General features: G+C 63.2%; 19 protein-coding genes and 1 pseudogene. 17 read left to right on the top strand and 3 right to left on the bottom strand.

The genetic code is table 11. The features are described 5' to 3' along the window. Genes NKJ15_RS06350 through NKJ15_RS06330 form a run of 5 tightly spaced genes read left to right on the top strand, consistent with a single transcriptional unit; the run spans position 1 to position 4,705 of the window. Complete coding sequence (locus tag NKJ15_RS06350; RefSeq protein ID WP_352472881.1) at positions 1-1,131, top strand: CgeB family protein; 1,131 nt, start codon at positions 1-3, stop codon at positions 1,129-1,131. Beyond that, positions 1,128-2,222 (top strand): CgeB family protein, encoded by a 1,095-nt coding sequence (locus NKJ15_RS06345; protein ID WP_254818801.1) that lies wholly within the window; start codon positions 1,128-1,130, stop codon positions 2,220-2,222. Before NKJ15_RS06350 ends, NKJ15_RS06345 begins: the two co-directional genes overlap by 4 nt. After that, on the top strand, positions 2,219-3,328 hold the full coding sequence (locus NKJ15_RS06340; protein WP_352472880.1) for a CgeB family protein: 1,110 nt from the start codon (positions 2,219-2,221) through the stop codon (positions 3,326-3,328). Before NKJ15_RS06345 ends, NKJ15_RS06340 begins: the two co-directional genes overlap by 4 nt. 23 nt (positions 3,329-3,351) lie before the next feature. Next, on the top strand, positions 3,352-4,398 hold the full coding sequence (locus tag NKJ15_RS06335) for a UDP-glucuronic acid decarboxylase family protein (protein ID WP_352472879.1): 1,047 nt from the start codon (positions 3,352-3,354) through the stop codon (positions 4,396-4,398). Further along, a complete protein-coding gene (locus NKJ15_RS06330; RefSeq protein WP_352472931.1) occupies positions 4,346-4,705 on the top strand; it encodes a hypothetical protein in 360 nt (119 codons plus the stop codon). The genes NKJ15_RS06335 and NKJ15_RS06330 overlap by 53 nt, the downstream gene beginning before the upstream one ends. On the opposite strand, the gene NKJ15_RS06325 is transcribed toward NKJ15_RS06330, so the two are convergent. Continuing rightward, entirely contained in the window at positions 4,642-6,387 is a 1,746-nt protein-coding gene (locus NKJ15_RS06325; protein WP_352472878.1) for a hypothetical protein, read from the bottom strand. The genes NKJ15_RS06330 and NKJ15_RS06325 overlap by 64 nt on opposite strands. Positions 6,388-6,626: 239 nt before the next feature. Here NKJ15_RS06325 and NKJ15_RS06320 point away from each other — a divergent pair, with 239 nt between their 5' ends. The 10 genes and pseudogenes from NKJ15_RS06320 to NKJ15_RS06275 all read left to right on the top strand — a co-directional run bounded on the left by NKJ15_RS06320 (position 6,627) and on the right by NKJ15_RS06275 (position 15,217). Further along, positions 6,627-7,730, top strand: a complete 1,104-nt coding sequence (locus NKJ15_RS06320; RefSeq protein WP_352472877.1) for an inositol-3-phosphate synthase — start codon at positions 6,627-6,629, stop codon at positions 7,728-7,730. Continuing rightward, positions 7,727-8,323, top strand: a complete 597-nt coding sequence (locus NKJ15_RS06315; protein ID WP_352472876.1) for a histidine phosphatase family protein — start codon at positions 7,727-7,729, stop codon at positions 8,321-8,323. Before NKJ15_RS06320 ends, NKJ15_RS06315 begins: the two co-directional genes overlap by 4 nt. Positions 8,324-8,337: 14 nt before the next feature. Continuing rightward, positions 8,338-9,441 carry a CgeB family protein gene (locus NKJ15_RS06310; RefSeq protein ID WP_352472875.1) on the top strand — a complete coding sequence of 368 codons (1,104 nt, stop codon included), beginning with the start codon at positions 8,338-8,340 and terminating at the stop codon, positions 9,439-9,441. Continuing rightward, positions 9,441-10,241, top strand: coding sequence for a nucleotidyltransferase family protein (locus NKJ15_RS06305; protein ID WP_352472874.1), 801 nt, complete (start codon positions 9,441-9,443; stop codon positions 10,239-10,241). Before NKJ15_RS06310 ends, NKJ15_RS06305 begins: the two co-directional genes overlap by 1 nt. Before the next feature lie 2 nt (positions 10,242-10,243). Then, complete coding sequence (locus NKJ15_RS06300; RefSeq protein ID WP_352472873.1) at positions 10,244-11,005, top strand: TIGR04290 family methyltransferase; 762 nt, start codon at positions 10,244-10,246, stop codon at positions 11,003-11,005. Further along, on the top strand, positions 10,998-11,930 hold the full coding sequence (locus NKJ15_RS06295; protein ID WP_352542039.1) for a glycoside hydrolase 5 family protein: 933 nt from the start codon (positions 10,998-11,000) through the stop codon (positions 11,928-11,930). Before NKJ15_RS06300 ends, NKJ15_RS06295 begins: the two co-directional genes overlap by 8 nt. Before the next feature lie 20 nt (positions 11,931-11,950). Continuing rightward, a complete protein-coding gene (locus tag NKJ15_RS06290) occupies positions 11,951-13,015 on the top strand; it encodes a glycosyltransferase family 4 protein (protein ID WP_352472871.1) in 1,065 nt (354 codons plus the stop codon). Positions 13,016-13,022: 7 nt separating this feature from the next. Then, positions 13,023-14,012: a GNAT family N-acetyltransferase gene (locus NKJ15_RS06285; RefSeq protein ID WP_352472870.1), complete on the top strand. Its 990-nt coding sequence runs from the start codon at positions 13,023-13,025 to the stop codon at positions 14,010-14,012. Then, positions 14,009-14,773, top strand: a pseudogene (locus NKJ15_RS06280) (class I SAM-dependent methyltransferase); the annotation flags it as partial. The gene NKJ15_RS06285 and the pseudogene NKJ15_RS06280, both read left to right, overlap by 4 nt. A gap of 225 nt (positions 14,774-14,998) precedes the next feature. Next, the gene (locus NKJ15_RS06275) at positions 14,999-15,217 is read left to right on the top strand and encodes a hypothetical protein (RefSeq protein ID WP_023676213.1); all 219 of its coding nucleotides are present in this window, start codon (positions 14,999-15,001) and stop codon (positions 15,215-15,217) included. Positions 15,218-15,405: 188 nt separating this feature from the next. Here the strand turns inward: NKJ15_RS06275 and NKJ15_RS06270 are convergent, their stop codons facing one another. Next, positions 15,406-15,534, bottom strand: a complete 129-nt coding sequence (locus NKJ15_RS06270; protein ID WP_352451525.1) for a hypothetical protein — start codon at positions 15,532-15,534, stop codon at positions 15,406-15,408. Positions 15,535-15,584: 50 nt separating this feature from the next. Further along, positions 15,585-16,148 carry a sigma-70 family RNA polymerase sigma factor gene (locus tag NKJ15_RS06265; protein WP_352488584.1) on the bottom strand — a complete coding sequence of 188 codons (564 nt, stop codon included), beginning with the start codon at positions 16,146-16,148 and terminating at the stop codon, positions 15,585-15,587. A 317-nt stretch (positions 16,149-16,465) separates the two neighbouring features. On the opposite strand from NKJ15_RS06265, the gene NKJ15_RS06260 reads away from it, so the two are divergent. Beyond that, positions 16,466-16,669, top strand: coding sequence for a hypothetical protein (locus tag NKJ15_RS06260; protein ID WP_352814615.1), 204 nt, complete (start codon positions 16,466-16,468; stop codon positions 16,667-16,669). Positions 16,670-16,730: 61 nt separating this feature from the next. Next, entirely contained in the window at positions 16,731-17,135 is a 405-nt protein-coding gene (locus tag NKJ15_RS06255) for a DUF982 domain-containing protein (RefSeq protein ID WP_352472869.1), read from the top strand. Positions 17,136-17,156 lie beyond the last annotated feature (21 nt).

Raw genomic sequence — 17,156 nt, 5'->3', positions numbered from 1 at the left:
ATGCGATTTTTATTCTACACCCATTCGATCGTTTCCGACTGGAACCACGGCAACGCACATTTCCTGCGCGGCATCATGCGTGAGCTGGTCGCGCGCGGGCACCAGGCTATCGCGCTGGAGCCCGCCGACGGCTGGAGCCGGTCGAACCTGCTGGCCGAGAAAGGGTCCTTCGCAATCGAGCGATTCCGGAAGGACTTCCCCGAGTTGATGCCGGTGACCTACGATGCCGCTTTCGACCACGAAGCCTGGATCTCCGACGCCGATGTGGTGATCGTGCATGAGTGGACCGAGCCGGACCTTGTTGCGCGGCTGGGCAGGGCGAAAGCAACTGGCGGCCGTTTCACGCTGCTGTTCCACGACACGCACCATCGCGCTATCTCGGCCACGCAAGCGATTTCCGCCTTGCGGCTTGAACATTACGACGGCGTGCTCGCCTTCGGCGAGGCGCTGCGGGAAAGCTATCTTCGCGCCGGATGGGGCAAGCGGGTCTTCACCTGGCACGAGGCAGCCGATGACCACCTGTTCCAGCCGCATCCTGAAATCGAGCGTAGTTCCGACCTTATCTGGATCGGCAATTGGGGCGACGACGAGCGCAGTGCCGAAATCAGGGAGTTCCTGGTCGGCCCGGTGCGTGAACTCGGCCTGAGCGGAACCGTCCACGGCGTTCGCTATCCGCGGGAGGCGCTCGCCGACCTTGCGGCCGCCGGCCTGCGCTGCGAAGGCTGGATCGCCAATGCCGACGTGCCGAAGGCGTTCGCGGCGAACCGCATCACGGTTCACATCCCGCGGCGTCCATACCGCGAAAGCCTGCCCGGCATCCCGACCATCCGCATGTTCGAGGCGCTCGCCTGCGGCATCCCGCTCGTTTCGGCGCCGTGGTCCGATGTCGAATGCCTGTTCAGGCCCGGCGTAGATTTTCTGTTTGCAAACAACGGTTCCGAGATGCGGCGTCATCTTCGCGCCGTGCTGCACGACGCGGACCTCGCCGCTTCTCTGGCGACATCGGGCCTCGAGACCATCCGCTTGCGGCACACATGCCGGCACCGGGCGGATCAATTGTTCGGCGTACTCGCCGAATGCGGGCGCCGCCAAGCCGCCGACACGATCCTTGCAAAGGAGGCCGCCGAATGAAGATCGCATTTTACGGGTCAAGCCTGCTGTCGTCCTACTGGAACGGCGCGGCCACCTATTACCGCGGGCTGCTCAAGGCCTTGGCCAGGCTCGGCTACGACATCACCTTCTATGAGCCCGATGTCTACGATCGCCAGAAGAACCGCGACATCGAGGCGCCGGACTGGTGTGCCGTCGTCGTCTACGAGGCCACTCCGCATGCCATGATGCAGGTGGCGGCGCGAGCGGCGGAGGCAGATATCGTCGTCAAGGCGAGCGGCGTCGGTTTCGCCGACGACGCACTGTTGCGGGCGGTGCTCGATCACGCCCGTGCCGATGCGCTCACCGTATTCTGGGATGTCGATGCGCCGGCGACGCTTGGCCAGTTGCGCGACGAGCCCGACCATCCGCTGCATCGCGCGCTGCAGGAAATCGACCTCGTGCTGACCTATGGCGGCGGCGACCCGGTGGTCTGGGCCTATCGGGCAATGGGGGCGGCCGAATGCGTGCCGATCTACAACGCGCTCGATCCGGAAACGCATCATCCGGTCGGCAAGGACATGCGCTTTGCCTGCGATCTCGCCTTTCTCGGCAACCGGCTGCCGGACCGCGAGGCGCGCGTCGAGGCCTTCTTCCTCGACCCGGCCGGCCGCTCCGCCGATCAGCGCTTCCTGCTCGGCGGATCGGGCTGGGGCGACAAGCAGATGCCCGCCAATGTCCGATGGCTCGGCCATGTCGGCACGCGCGACCACAATGCATTGAACGTCACGGCCAAGGCGGTGCTGAACATCAGCCGCGACAGCATGGCGGCCAATGGCTTTTCACCTGCGACGCGCGTTTTTGAGGCGGCGGGCGCCGGCGCATGCCTCATCACCGACGCCTGGCTCGGCGTCGACCTGTTCCTGAAACCCGGCGAGGAAATCCTGGTCGCGCGCGATGGCGAGGACGTCGCCGAGATCATGCAAAGCCTTAGTGCCGAACGGGCCAAGGCGATCGGGGCATCGGCGCTTCGGCGGGTACTTGGCGAACATACCTATACGACACGGGCCGTTTTGGCCGACGCCATCTTCAGGCGCCATTTCGAGCGTCCGACCGTGGAGGCGGCCGAATGACGAAGCCGCTCGACATCGTCTTTCTTGGCCTGTCGCTCTCCTCATCCTGGGGAAACGGCCATGCCACCACCTTTCGGGGGCTGCTTAAAGGTCTCCACGAACTCGGCCACCGCGTCACTTTTCTCGAACGCGACGTGCCGTGGTACGCAAGTCACCGGGATCTGCGCGATCCCGATTTCTGCGCCTTGCGCTACTATGAAACGATCGATGATCTTCGCCGCAATTTTGCGCGCTGCCTGCGCGATGCCGATATCGTGGTCGTCGGCTCCTTCGTTCCCGAAGGCCCTGAAATCATCGACGTCGTGGCATCGTTGTGCACGGGTCAGTTCTGCTTCTACGACATCGACACTCCGATCACGCTGGCAAAGCTTTCGACCGATGATTGCGAGTACATTGCCAGGCGGCAGGTCCCGTATTTCGACGTCTACTTCTCCTTCACCGGCGGGCCGACGCTTGCCCGTCTAACGGCGGAATTCGGCGCGAGGCGGGCCGAGCCGCTCTACTGCTCCGTCGACCCGGAACGGCATCACGGAACCGGTGATCCAATCCGCTGGGATCTCGGCTATCTCGGCACCTACAGCCCCGACCGCCAGGCGACGCTGGAGGCCCTGCTGTTCGAACCGGCGCGTCGCATGCCAGAGCGCCGCTTCGTCGTGACAGGCTCGCAATATCCGCGCGAAATCGCCTGGCCGGACAATGTGGATCGCATCGAACACCTGCCGCCGGCAGATCACGCCGCCTTTTACAGCCGCCAACGCTACACGTTGAACGTCACGCGCAGTTCCATGATCGCGGCCGGATGGTCGCCCAGCGTGCGCCTCTTCGAGGCAGCCGCCTGCGGCACGGCGATCATCAGCGATAGCTGGGCCGGACTGGACAGCCTGTTTCCAGAGCGGACGATCCACACGGCTCGCAGGACCGAGGACGTAGTCGGTATCCTGTCCGGGGAATCCGACGGCGCCCGGCTTGCCATGGCCAGGCAGGCGCGCGTGCTCATCCTCGCAGCTCACACAAGCATCGCAAGAGCCCGCGAATTCGTTTCGCTGCTGGCGCAGGCCAAATCGCCAGGTTCTGTTCTCGATCTGGACGTCGAGAGCGCAGCATGACCCGCAGACGGGAGAAGATAGAGATGCAGCTATCAAGAAAGGCGCAACGGACCAAGACCGTGCTTGTCGCCGGCGGCGCAGGTTTCCTCGGTTCGCATCTTTGCGAGACAATGTTCCAGGCCGGCTGGCGCGTGATCTGCGTCGACAATTTCCTTACCGGCCGCATGGAGAACATAGCATCGATCGCCGATCGTCCGGATTTTCGGCTGATCAAGCAAGACATTTGCCGACCGTTGGAGCTTGGCGAACCGGTTGACCGCATCTTCAACATGGCGTGCGCGGCCTCGCCGCCGCGTTACCAGGCCGACCCGGTCCATACGACGCGGACTTGCGTCATCGGAACGCTCAATCTGCTGGAGCTCGCCGCCCGCAATGGCGCCCGGTTCCTGCAGGCGTCCACCAGCGAAATTTACGGCGATCCCGAACAGCATCCGCAGAAGGAAGACTATGTCGGCCACGTGAACTGCATCGGGCCCCGCGCCTGCTATGACGAAGGCAAGCGCACCGCCGAAACCTTATGCTTCGATTATTTGAGAATGGGAAAGGCCGATATCCGTGTCGCGCGCATCTTCAACACCTATGGTCCCAGGATGGACCCTGCGGACGGACGGATCGTTTCCAATCTGATCATGCAGGCACTCGAGAGACGGCCGCTGACGATATTCGGCGACGGGCTGCAGACCAGGTCGTTCTGCTACGTTTCCGATCTGGTCGACGGCTTGATCCGGCTGATGGAGGTCGATCCCAATCCACGCCAGCCGGTTAATCTGGGCAATCCGGGGGAGTTCACCATCCTGCAACTGGCGAGCCTGGTGAGAGGCATGACCGCAACCAAATCGGGCCTGAAATTCCTGCCGCTGCCGCAAGACGATCCTCGTCGTCGGCAACCCGACATTTCCCGCGCGAGAAAGCTTCTCGGCTGGTCGCCAAAAGTGCCGCTCAGGCAGGGTTTGATGCACACGATCGGCTATTTTGCCGAGCTTGAGACGGCGCAGATGATCGACAGAAGACGTCGAATTGCCGCCACCGTGCGTTCTGCATCAGGCCGGCTGCAAAACCTGCCGGCCTGAGGCGAGGAGCGTCTGGCCGCTGTATGATCGCGCGGTCGTTTCGGATTTGGTCACTTTTTCTCGTCGCGGGAACAACCCGTCCAGCTTCTGGTTCTGCCAAGGTACCGGCATGGAGACGACTGTGCATCCGAAGCGATCCGCCAAAGACATCGAACAAATGGCCGCAAAGGAGACGGCTGCCTTCCTGCGGCGCGCCTCTATCACCTATCTGGAATGTTGTGTGAGCCTGATGATGACGCATCTTCAGCGCGAGGAGGTAGCCGCCATCCTCGAAAAGGAAGCGGATATGCTGCGCCGGCTGGATTGATCGGGCTCGAAGGGCCGCAGGTCGCCTTGGCTTTCCAGGAAACGAAGCAGCGCGGCAGCGTAACGTCTTGCCGCGGCCGCCAGCCGGATCTGTTCCCGATCATCGCCCGATCGCTCAGCCATGCTCCACAAGCCAAGCTGGAAGGCGAGATAGCAGGGCTCGTAGTAGTGGACCAGTTTGGCATCGACGGGACGAGACGTAGTCGCCTCGACAGCTTTGCACAGTGCCGCAGTCGCCGCGTCGGAGAGGCTGTACTCGACACGGGCGCCGGCAATGTCCCAGGCGATGTCCTGGCAGCCGATCAGATCGTGCGATCGGCAATGGTCGAGGGCGTCCGTCTTGATCAGCGTTCCGCCGCGCGAAAGGATGAACTCCCACGGATGAAGCCGCCCGTCGATTTCGACCCGCTGCATGGTCTTTGGTGAAGCCTGTTTCGAGAACCAGTTCCGCAGCTCCGCCGCGCGGCTTTCGCCCAGCGCCTCGCTGGTATTCCGCACGGCCATGTCGGCAAGCGCCTCCAGCGAGGCACCCGGCCCGGAGGCGGGCAGATTGGCTGCGCGCCAGGCGAGATAGCGCGCCAGATGAGCGACCATTTTTTGTTTCGAATGCCTTGCCCGCTCCAGCGTTGCACCGTCGCTCCAGCGTTCGACGAGAAAGCCATGGCACAGCCCGGCAATTTCCGGGCCAAAGCCTGCGTCATGCAGCCTCCTGGCAGTCTCGGCCTTGTGCATTCCGATTTCACCGAGGCCGACGAATTTGACCGACCATTTTTCCCGGCCCGCAGAAGCAAGAAACTTTCGCCGCTCTAAGCCGCGGTGGACGGGTGGCCAATGATCCTGCGAGCCATAATGCAAGCGACGCCACTCTCCGGCGGATATTTCCATCAGGCTGACCGCTGTGCGGCCGATCGTCCTGGCCACCCAATCCCGCAGCGCCGGCAGAGCGGATCCCGCGGGGAAAGTCCGTTCGAAATCCGCGGTGTGTTTTTGGCAAACCGTCCATGCCTCACGGATGTCCGCCGATGCCTCGGGACCCGGCCCACCCGAATGGCTGGGGAACAGATGGATGCGCCCGGCATCGATATCCAGCGCTTGCAGCCATGCGACGACGGCGTGAAACGAGCTGCCGGACAGGCCCGGGCCCTCATCGACGACAGCGAAATGGGCCGATGGCCTTGTCCTCCAGCCGCCGATCAGTTCCGGATCGGCGGCAAGCCGCCTGCGAAACGGATGACCGATCGGACGGACACCGACGGGTGCCTGTGCGCCGATGGCTGCAGCCACCATCGCTGCAAGCCCCAGGCCGATGCTGCGGATGCCGATTACGCATGTGTTCGCATCGAGACCCGACTGCCGCGCGGCGACCAAATAGCTTTCCGGATAGAGCGCGTAATGGGCGTAGCCCTCGGCCGTGCCGATGAGGATTTCGCCGTCGCAATCGAGTTCGGCCAGCATTCGCGGCACGTCGGCATCGATCGGGCCGTCGACGGCGAATCCGGCCCTCCACGATCTGCCCACGTCCCGGGCCAAGCCGACCAGGAGATTTGCGCCCGCGATCCGCTGTCGGGAATTCCTGTCCATGCCGTTGGCCTCGAATTCAGCATCGGCAAGGCCCTGGACCAATTCCGAGGTCTTGATGAACAGGCCGACCAGGGCTGCGTGGCGTTCGATCCCGCTGGGCATGTCCGCAATGTGCCCGGCCGCTTCGCAGGCCGAGCTGCGAACATGTCGCGCGCTCTCAATTCGCTTGTGGTCGCCATAGACGATCATTGTCCCGTCCCGGTTGGCCTCACTGCACAACTCGGCGAGCGCTACTTTGATCCACCATCGGTTGCACGATTTTTGCAGCCGGCAAGGAACAATCAGCGAGGCAGGCGGTTTGGCACGAAGAACTTACCTTCAACAGCATAGGCAGCGGTTTCGTGGGATCGAAGAAAGTTCGGATCGGAATAGTCGGCGTCGGCAACTGCGCCTCCTCCCTTGTTCAGGGCATCACCTATTACCGCGACGCAAGAAGCAATGAGCCCATACCCGGGCTGATGCATGCCGATCTTGGCGGCTACCATGTCAAGGACATCGAAGTGGTCTGCGCTTTCGACGTCGCCAAGGGCAAGGTCGGACGCGATGTGGCCGACGCGATCTACAGCGCGCCGAACAATACTTTCCGCTTTGCCAATGTAGCGCCTACCGGCGCCCGCGTCGAACGCGGACCGACGCTGGATGGCATCGGCAAATATCTGCGTGACGAGATCGTGGAGGCCGACGAACCCGTCGCCAACATCAGCAAGATCCTCGCCGAAAGCGGCGCCGAAATCCTGGTGTCATATCTGCCTGTCGGTTCGGAGGAGGCAACGCGCTTTTATGCCGAGTGCGCGCTCGAGGCGGGCTGTGCCTTGGTCAACTGTATACCCGTCTTCATCGCCTCGCGGCCGGAGTGGCGCCGGCGCTTCGAGCAGCACGGCCTGCCGCTGATCGGCGACGACATCAAGAGCCAGGTCGGTGCGACGATCGTCCACCGGCTGCTCGCCAACCTGTTCCGCGAGCGCGGCGTGCGCATCGATCGCACCTACCAGCTCAATTTCGGCGGCAACACCGACTTCCTCAACATGCTGGAGCGCGAGCGGCTGGAATCGAAGAAGATCTCAAAGACGCAATCCGTCACCAGCCAGATCGACGTTCCCCTGGAGCCCGGCAACATTCACGTCGGGCCGAGCGACCATGTCCCGTGGCTGACCGACCGCAAGTGGGCCTATATCCGGGTCGAAGGCACGACCTTCGGCGGCGTACCGCTCAATGCCGAGCTCAAGCTGGAAGTGTGGGATTCGCCCAATTCGGCCGGCGTCGTCATCGATGCGGTGCGTTGCGCCAAGCTGGCGCTCGACCGCGGTATCGCGGGCGCGCTGACCGGTCCCTGCAGCTATTTCATGAAATCGCCGCCCGAGCAGTTCACCGACGCGGAAGCGCGCCAGCGCACGCTCTCTTTTATCGCCGGCAAGGACGAGCCGATGCTCGATGCCGCGGAATGACGACGACGTTCTTTCTGGTGCGCCACGCCGCGCACGACAATGTCGGCTGTTATCTTGCCGGAAGGATGGCCGGCGTTTGCCTCGGCGAAGCCGGCAAGGCACAGGCCTCGCATCTGGCAGACCGCATGGCACGTGAGGCGATAGCGGCAATCTTCTGCAGCCCGCGCGAACGCACGCAGGAGACTGCCAATCCGATCGCGCTCGCCTGCAATGCCGGTGAAATCGCGATCCGCGAGGAGATCGATGAGATCGACTTCGGCACCTGGTCGGGAAAGACCTTCGAGGAGCTGAACCAGGATGCCGACTGGCGGGTGTGGAACGACCAGCGTCAGCAGGCGAGAACACCGAGCGGCGAGACCATGCTGGACGTGCAGCAACGCGTCGTCTCATTGATCGAGCAGGTCCGCGGCACCTACCAGAACCAGGGCGTCGCACTGGTCAGCCATGCCGACGTCATCAAGGCCGCCGTGTGCAAGGTGCTCGGCCTGTCGCTGGGGAACTGCTTTCGCTTCGATATCGACCCAGCCTCGATCACCACGGTTGTTTGGGGGGACTGGGGGTCGAAGCTGATCAGACTCAACGAAGCTGCCTGACGAGGAATTGCCGGATGCGTATGGCTATTTTCGGTCTTACCGTGACATCGTCGTGGGGCAATGGGCACGCCACACTGTGGCGCGGATTGATCCGGGCGATGGCCGGGCTGGGCTGGTCCATCACCTTCTTCGAACGCAACACTCCCTATTATGCCGGGACGCGCGACCTCGATCAGTTGGATGGCGGCAGCATTGTCCTTTATCCGGACTGGCAGGACATCCAGAGCGTTGCCGAGCAGGCGATGAGTGAGGCCGATGTCGTCATCGTCACCTCCTATTGCCCCGATGCCGTGAGCGCGTCGCGCCTTGCCCACCAGGCCTGCCGCGGACTGAAGGTGTTCTACGATCTGGACACGCCGGTGACGCTGGCGCGGATCGAACAAGGTGAGCCTCCGGCCTATTTCGGGCCGGAAGGGCTTCGCGATTTCGATCTCGTGCTGAGCTACACGGGAGGAACCGCGATCGACGCATTGAGGTCGATGCTGGGTGCGCGCCACGTCATGCCGCTCTACGGCCATGTCGATCCAGAGCGACACCGGCCGGCTCCGCCCAGGCCGGAGTTTGCCGGCGACCTTTCCTATCTCGGGACCTATGCGGCAGACCGCCAGGCCGGGGTCGAGAGGCTGCTGGTCAGTCCGGCTGCGCGCCTGCCGGAGCGCCGCTTCATCATTGGCGGCGCACAATATCCGCAGGAATTCCCGTGGAGCGACAATATTTTCTTCGTCCGTCACCTGCCGCCCGCCGACCACCCCGCCTTCTTTTCATCATCACGGCTGACTCTGAATGTGACCCGCGAGGCGATGGCAGAAAGGGGCTGGTGCCCATCTGGCCGGCTGTTCGAAGCCGCCGCTTGCGGTGCCGCGATGGTGAGCGACACATGGCCGGGACTGGAGGCCTTTTTCCGGCCCGGCGAAGAGATCGTCGTGGCGAACAGCACCGACGACGTGGTCGCCGCGCTCGACCTGTCCGACGCCGAGCTTGACGCCATCCGCCGTCGAGCGCGCGAGCGGGTGCTGGAGGAACACACCTCGGCACGGCGCGCGAAGGAATTCGACCGCATCCTGTCCGATGCACTGCACGGCTCCACGCATGGCGAGCCGTTGAAGGAGGCAGTTTGATGTTGGGCATCGTGCCCGCAGCCGGACGGGGAAGCCGCATCCAGCCGCTCGGCTTTTCGAAGGAGCTTCTGCCGGTCGGCAGCCGCATCGACGGCAACACCGAACGGCCTTGCGCGGTCAGCGAATACCTGGTGCGCCGCATGGTGCGCGCGGGGGCCGACAAGATCTGCTTCGTCATCGGCTCGGGTAAGTCGGATATCCTCGAATATTATTCTGCCGGCTATGCCGACGCGACTGCGCTGTTTGTGGTGCAGCCCTCTCCGGTCGGCCTTTGCGACGCCATCTTCCGTGCCGCACCGCTCGTCACAGCCGATGAGACCGTTCTGGTCGGGTTGCCTGATACGATCTGGTTTCCCGAAGACGGCTTCCTGGCCCTCCCGGACGACGGCCTGTCCTTCCTGCTGTTTCCGGTGGACCAGCCGGAGTTCTTCGACGCCGTTGTTGTCGACCAGGACAGCCGGGTGAAGCAAATCCAGGTCAAGCAGCAGAATGCCCAATCGAACTGGATCTGGGGTGCGTTCAAGATGCCCGGCCGCACCCTTCACCAGCTCGCCGCGCTGTGGCGGGAACGGGACCGGTGCGACGAATATATCGGCACGCTGGTCAATGCCTATCTCGCCGCCGGAGGCGATGCCTGCGGCATCAAGGCTGGCACCGCCTATGTCGACGTCGGCACCTTCAACGGCTACCGCACCGCACTTCGCCTGCTTGAAAGCGCTGCCGGTACCAGGGACGATCAAGTCGACATTACGCTGCCCAGCCACCAGCACGTCCCTGTCCTCGCAGGCGAAAGAGGCTAGCCATGCTGCATTCCGATGCCGAAATCCGCCGCCGTATCGATGCGCTCGGCCCATGGTTCCACAATATGGAACTGGCCGGCATCGAAACCGCTCCCGACCATTTCCTTGGCAACTATCCGCTGATCAAATGGCGCAAATTCGCCGACGCCATTCCCGCCGATCTTTCCGGCAAGGCGGTGCTCGACATAGGCTGCAATGCGGGTTTCTATTCGATCGAGATGAAACGCCGCGGCGCCGGCCGCGTGCTTGGCATCGATTTCGATGAGGCTTACCTGGCGCAGGCGCGCTTTGCCGCCGAGGTAGCAGACTGCGACATCGAATTCCGGCAGCTCTCGGTCTACGACGTTGGCGCCCTGCATGAGCGGTTCGACATCGTGCTGTTCATGGGCGTGCTCTACCATTTGCGCCATCCCTTGCTCGCACTCGATCTGATCCGGGAGCACGTCGCCCGGGACCTGATGATCTTCCAGTCGATGCAGCGCGGCAGCACCAACGTGCCGGCGCTCGAGCAGAATTATCATTTCTGGACCCACGACCTGTTCGACCGGCCGGAGTTCCCAAAGCTACATTTCATCGAGCATCGTTACGCCGACGACCCGACCAACTGGTGGATTCCCAATCGCGCCTGCACCGAAGCCATGCTGCGCAGCGCCGGCTTCGAGATCGTGCTGCAACCGGAGCAGGAGGTCTATTTCTGCCGCACCGGCGACGTGCCGGCCGGCGGCGGCGCCGTCTACCCGTCGAAAGGACCGACAAATGATTGAAGCCGCGATGATCTGGAACGAGCCCAACAACAAATCCCACTGGGATCCCGAGCTCGACCCCGACTGGAGCCGCTTCGCCGCTACGGCAATCCTGGCCGCCGACGCGATCGCGTTGGAGAATCCGGCCTTGACCAAAGTCCTTGGCGGCATCTCGCCGATCGATGCCGGCTTCATGACACGGATGAAGGAATTCGGCGTGCTCGATCATGTCGACGCAGTCGCCGTGCACGGCTTTCCGCTCGACTGGAACCTCTGGCAGATCCACGAATGGCCGCAGAAGATCGGCGAGATTTCGGCTGTCACCGATCTTCCGGTATGGGTCAGCGAGGTCGGCGTATCGACCTTCGGCGCCGAGGAGGTACAGGTCTGGGGCCTGCGCCGGACCGCGGAATTGCTGATCGGCAACGCGCCGCGCATCCAATGGTACAGCCTCTACGACCTGCCGCGCGAGTGGGAAGCGACGACACGCCATCGCGAGGCGGAAGGCTCGTCTTACTACCGCCATTTCTACATGGGCCTGCTCCGCCAGGACGGCACGCCAAAGCCCGCGCTCGAGGAGTTCCTTCACCACACGCCGGCAATGGGACTGGTGCAGTGGTTCCATTTCGAAGATCACCGGCTGGACGACGCCGTTGCCTGGATGAAACGCCTCGGCGTCACCAATCTGCGTACCGGGCTTTCCTGGGCCGACAGCTTCAGGCCGAACGCACTTGACTGGTTCGACCGGCAGATGGAGGCTTTGGCCGACTTCGACGTGACGGTTACTTTCTGCTTCACGCCGGAACACCGCGGAATGATGCCGCACCACAGCAGTCCGCCGCTGGTGCCGGAGGAATTCGCCGACTTCTGCGCGGCAATGACGCGCCGATATGCCGGCAGCATCGCTGCCCCTTCGGTCTGCAGGCTGCGCGCCTCCGCAGCGTGAGGAGCTTCGGCCCTCCAGCCATGACGCTCACCATCCTCAACGTCGCCTATCCCCTCGCCCCGGTCGGGCCGGATGCGGTCGGTGGTGCCGAGCAGGTGCTGTCGATGCTCGACCAGGCGCTCGTACAGGCCGGACACCGCTCGATCGTGATCGGCTGCCAGGGCTCGAGCGCTGCGGGTGTCCTCATCGAGACGCCGGCCGAACCGGGCGTGCTCGATGAAGCGGCCAAGCGCCGGGCGCAGCGTGCTCATTGCGCCGCAATTGCCACCGCGCGCGCTCGCTGGCCAATCGAGGTGGTCCATTTGCACGGTATCGATTTCGATGCCTATCTGCCGGGCGACGGGCCGACATTGGTGACCCTGCATTTGCCGCTCGACTGGTATCCGGCCGACGCTCTCAATCCGGCGCGGGAGGATCTGTGGCTGCATGCGGTATCGGCGGCTCAGCAAAGAACCGCGCCGCCGGGAGCCAGGCTGATTGGGCCGATTCCCAACGGAGTGGACGTCGACGCGCTGAGCGAGCCGCAGGCCAAACACGACTTTGCGCTCGTGCTCAGCCGCGTCTGCCCGGAAAAGGGCATCCATCTGGCGCTCGACGCAGCCAAGAAGGCCAGCGTGCCGCTGGTCATCGGTGGCAAGGTCTACCCCTATGAAACGCACACAGCGTATTTTCGCGACGAGGTCGAACCCCGGCTGGACGACCGGCGCCGCTTCCTTGGTCCGCTCGGCTTTGTCGCCAAGCGGCGCCTGCTGAATACAGCCCGCTGCCTAGTCATCCCGAGCCTTGCCGCGGAGACCAGTTCGCTCGTCGCAATGGAGGCGCTCGCCTGCGGCACCCCCGTGGTGGCCTTCCCGAATGGCGCACTGCCGGATGTGGTCGAGCACGGCAAGACCGGGTATCTGGTCGGGGATGTCGACGAGATGGCCGAAGCCATCGCTGCCGCACCCAGCCTGGACCCCGAGACCTGCCGAGCCGAGGCGCGGCGGCGCTTTTCACTCGACCGCATGGTTTCCTCCTACATGGACGCCTATCGGGCGCTGGCACGGCTCGGCACAGACAGCGGGCAGCTCGCGACGGCGAGGTGAGCAGGACATGCTCCGCAGTGAGATCATCGACGATCCGGCGGACCTCGAAGCCCTCGAGCCGCACTGGTGGGAACTTTGGTCGCGCAGTCCCTCGGCGACGCCGTTCCAGTCTCCCGCATGGTTGCTGCCATGGTGGCGGACATTTGCTCCCGGCGAGCTAGCGACGGTCGCCGTCTGGCGTGGCGACGATCTGGTCGGCCTGGCGCCACTCTATCTGGAACGCCACGACGCCGGCGCGCGATTGCTTCCGCTCGGCATTTCGTTGAGCGACTATCTGGATGTCCTTTGTCTTCCCGAGATGGCCGAACCGGTCGGCGCAGTCATCGGTGGCGCCGTTCTTTCCGTCGGCTGGTCACAGTGGATCTTGCAGGATCTGCCTCCCGGCGGCGCCGGCCTTGCCATCAGGCATGCCGCGCTCGAATCGTGCCAACCCGTCGGTCACGCCGCTTGCCCGGTGCTCGCCCTCGCTGGCGACCAGACGCTTCAAGGCTGCGTTCCGGCACGGCGGAGGCGCCAATTGCGGCGCGCCCACAGGGCCGCGTCGAGACGCGGCAGTGTCTCCATCGAACCCGCTTTGTCCGATCCGCAGATATTCCTCGACCACCTGATCCGCCTTCACCGCGCGCGCTGGGCCGGACACGGCGACGGCGTTCTGTCCGATTCCCGCGTGGAAGCATTCCACCGTCAGGCGCTGCCGCAGCTGGTCGCACAGGTGCTTGCCCGATGCTGGCTTGTCACGATCGGTAACGCGATCGTGGGCGCCTATTACGGGTTCCATCATCGTGGCCGCGCTTGCGCTTATCTCGGTGGCTTCGATCCGGCCTATGCCGATGAAAGTCCCGGCGCGCTGCTCATCGGCCAAGCGATAAGGCAGGCGATCTGCGAAGGCGCGGAAGAGTTCGATTTTCTGCGCGGACAAGAGGCCTACAAGTACAGCTGGGGCGCCGTCGACCGGTGGACGATGCGCAAGATCTGGACGCGGAGCAAAGGGCGATGAGCGCGACCCAGCCAGAATCTCGGCGGTCGATATCAGCAAGGCGGGTGCTGGAGGATTGCATGGCAGACGGTGCCGGCGTCGAAGCCGTCATCGCCAGGCTGGCTCTCCGTTTCGAGACAGGAATCGATGCTGCAGAATTGGCGAAGATTGCGCAAAACACGCACTCGGCTGACCCGCGAAACACGGCAAAACTGCAACGGATTGCCGACCTGCTTCGGCGCAGGCCCGAGATCTTCGCCACGCTGCGCAAAACAGGTGGCGCCGTTCGGCACGAGCGTGGCGAGGACGAGACCGACGATGCGATCGTCAAGCGGCTGGCGGCTGGGTTTGACGCGGCGGCGGCGATCTCCCCGGCGGCGAGCGTCCAGCTGTCATCGCTGGGCAATGAGGAAAACCTCTCTGCCGCTACGGCTGAGATCGTTGCATGGCTGGAGAGGCGAGGCTTTACCGGCACCGGCCGCGACATACTGGATATCGGCTGTGGTATCGGTCGGTTCGAACAGGCGCTCTCCGCTCTGTCGCACCGAATCGTTGGCAGCGATATATCCCCAGCGATGATCTCGATCGCCCGCCGGCGATGCGCCGGGCTCGGCAACGTAGAATTCCGCCCTACGCGCGGTTTCGATCTTGCCGATTTTTGCGATGCAAGCTTCGACCGCGTGCTGGCCGTCGACAGCTTTCCCTATCTGGTGCTGGCCGGCCTTGCGGAGCGACATTTCGTGGAAATCGCGCGCGTGCTGAAGAGGCCGGGGATGGCCGCGCTTTTGAATTATTCATATCGCGGCTCGCCGGCGCTGGATCGCGCCGATGTCCATAACTTCGCCAACGCAAATGGCATGCAAGTCCTCGTCGACGGCGAAAAGCCGTTCCGGCACTGGGACGGCGATGCCTTCCTGCTTACGATTTCCGGCGGAACATTGCGGCCCAACGCTGGTTCGGATGCCGAACGGGAAAAGCCGCTATTCGACGGTATGAAGGAGGACAAGATGGCGTCCGGAAGCAAGAAGCACATCGGTCGCGGCAGTCACGGCAAAGGCGCTGGCGCTGGCGCGATGACGGATCTTCCCAAGGACAAGATCGGAGAGAACGCCGTTCTGTCCAACAGAGACAAGAAGCAGCACACCAAGGAGCGTGGGCTCGACGGCAATCGGGTCAAGTCCGAGCAGTACCAGGATCATTCAGCGGATCGGCGGCCTGAAGACTGATCGTTGCGGCGGCATATGGCTTGCAGCCGGCGAGCAATTGAAACACCGCGAGAACCCAACCGCTGACGAAGCTGTGCAAGGACCGAAGCCGGTCGCATGGACGCCCTGCAAATTCTTGCAAACTCGCACTGTTGCCACCAGAGTGAGGTGAAGGGACCAACATTTGCCAAGAGAGCGCGATGTCTCGCTCAAGGGAAGATTCCGTCAGCACGCGTGCCGATCTGACGATAGACCGGGAAATCGCTTCCTTGCTTGCGGCCATCGAGCAGGAAAGGGTTCCTGACCGGCTGACCAAACTTGCGATCGAGTTGCAGCATGCGCTTGTCGAAAGGCACTTGCGCGAGACCAGCAACTAACGTGACGTGTATTAGCGGCGCCTCTCGGCTTCGAAGTCCAGTTGTCCTTCGGACAGATAGCTGCGCCTTTCCATCAGGGTTTGCGAGGAACTTTCGCCAAGGTATTCCAGCACGCCGGCGCGTGCCCTGTTGAGCCGGCTCTTCACGGTTCCCACCGCGCAACCGCATATTTCGGCCGTTTCCTCATAGCTGACGCCCAGAACGCCTATCAACATCAGAACCTCGCGCTGGTGCTCAGGAAGGCTCTGGATGGCCTGGTGGACCTCCTTGCCCTGCACGGACCATTCCTGCGTCGCTTCCGAGATCGGCCGCAGCGATGCGCAGTCGAGCAGGCCGGGCGCTTCCCTCACCGCGGCCCTGACACGCGTGTAGTAGGTGTTGCGCATGATCGTAAAGAGCCATGACTTCATGCGCGTTCCAGCTTCGAATTTGTCAATGTTGGCCAAGCCCTTGGTCAGCGTCTCCTGGACCAGGTCGTCGGCATCATCGGGGGTGCGGCAGAAGGTGCGGGCGAAAGCCCTCAAAGCGGGTATGAGGTCGACGATGGAAACTTCTTCGGTTTCGCGAGTCGCCAAGGCGTAGGCTGCAGGTGGCAATGGTCCAGCTCCCGTCCAGAATGAGTTCGTGAGCGCAGACCAGTTAAATGCATTGGGCGAAAGATCGTTCCGGTTGGCGAAAGCACCCGGCTCCAGAAACCGGAGAGGACTTGGCTGAGCAATCCCGGCCGACGGCGATATTTTTGACGGAACAACCATCGGGATCGCGGAGTTCAAAATCAAGGTCGTCCGACAAATTCGCGCGCCGACATTTGGCGCGTCGAAATGCGATCTCGCAGCGTGCCTTGGCTGCGACCTCAAGGGCGGCCCGCCACCTCAAGAAACAGGAGGAGTCCATGACAGGAAACAAGCACGCCAAAGGCAAAACGCCGGCCGATAGCGATCTTGCCAACGATCCCGGCATCGGCAGTTCCAGGGGCACGATCAAGGAGGGCGACCGGCTCGATCAGGGCAACAATACGTTCGAAGGCGGTGTCGAGAACGACACCACGCCGCAAGGCGGTATCAATCCCCGGCAAAAGATGCGGACCAACAAGTGACCGGCTGCGCACGATCGAACAAACCTGCTGCAACCCGTGCAGCAATCCCGCGTTAAAGAGCATGAGCCTCGTGTCCGCCCCGGACGTTGATGCGACAGGCTCTTTCGCGGAGACACAGATGACAAAAAAATCGTTTGGCCGCCCCGTTCCAATTCTCGTCGGCCTTGGTTTCCCTCGCCATGTCGAGAATATCTGGCAGGCCTATGACGTCTTAAACGAATGGCCGAGCCGCGGTCCGGCGCACAAGGCGGCGTTCGACGCCTGTCGCGCCGGGCTGGCTGACGAGGTCGACGTCGAGACGGTGCGCGCGGCGTTCGATACGTTCGCCCGCAAGGCGGGCATTCTGGCCTACGATATCGCAGCCGAAATACCAGCACGCCCCACAACAGCTGCGAAGGCCCACGACGTCTGGCCGAAACGCCCATCGGACGGCCGTGTAGACCCTGAAGACGCCCAGCTTGCTTGAAGCGGCCACCTTGCTTGAAGC

It is taken from the genome of Mesorhizobium sp. M0207, from assembly GCF_040321995.1.
GTDB lineage: Bacteria > Pseudomonadota > Alphaproteobacteria > Rhizobiales > Rhizobiaceae > Mesorhizobium.
The sequence above is the reverse complement of the archived record's forward strand: the minus strand, read 5'-3'. Positions and strand labels throughout refer to the sequence as shown.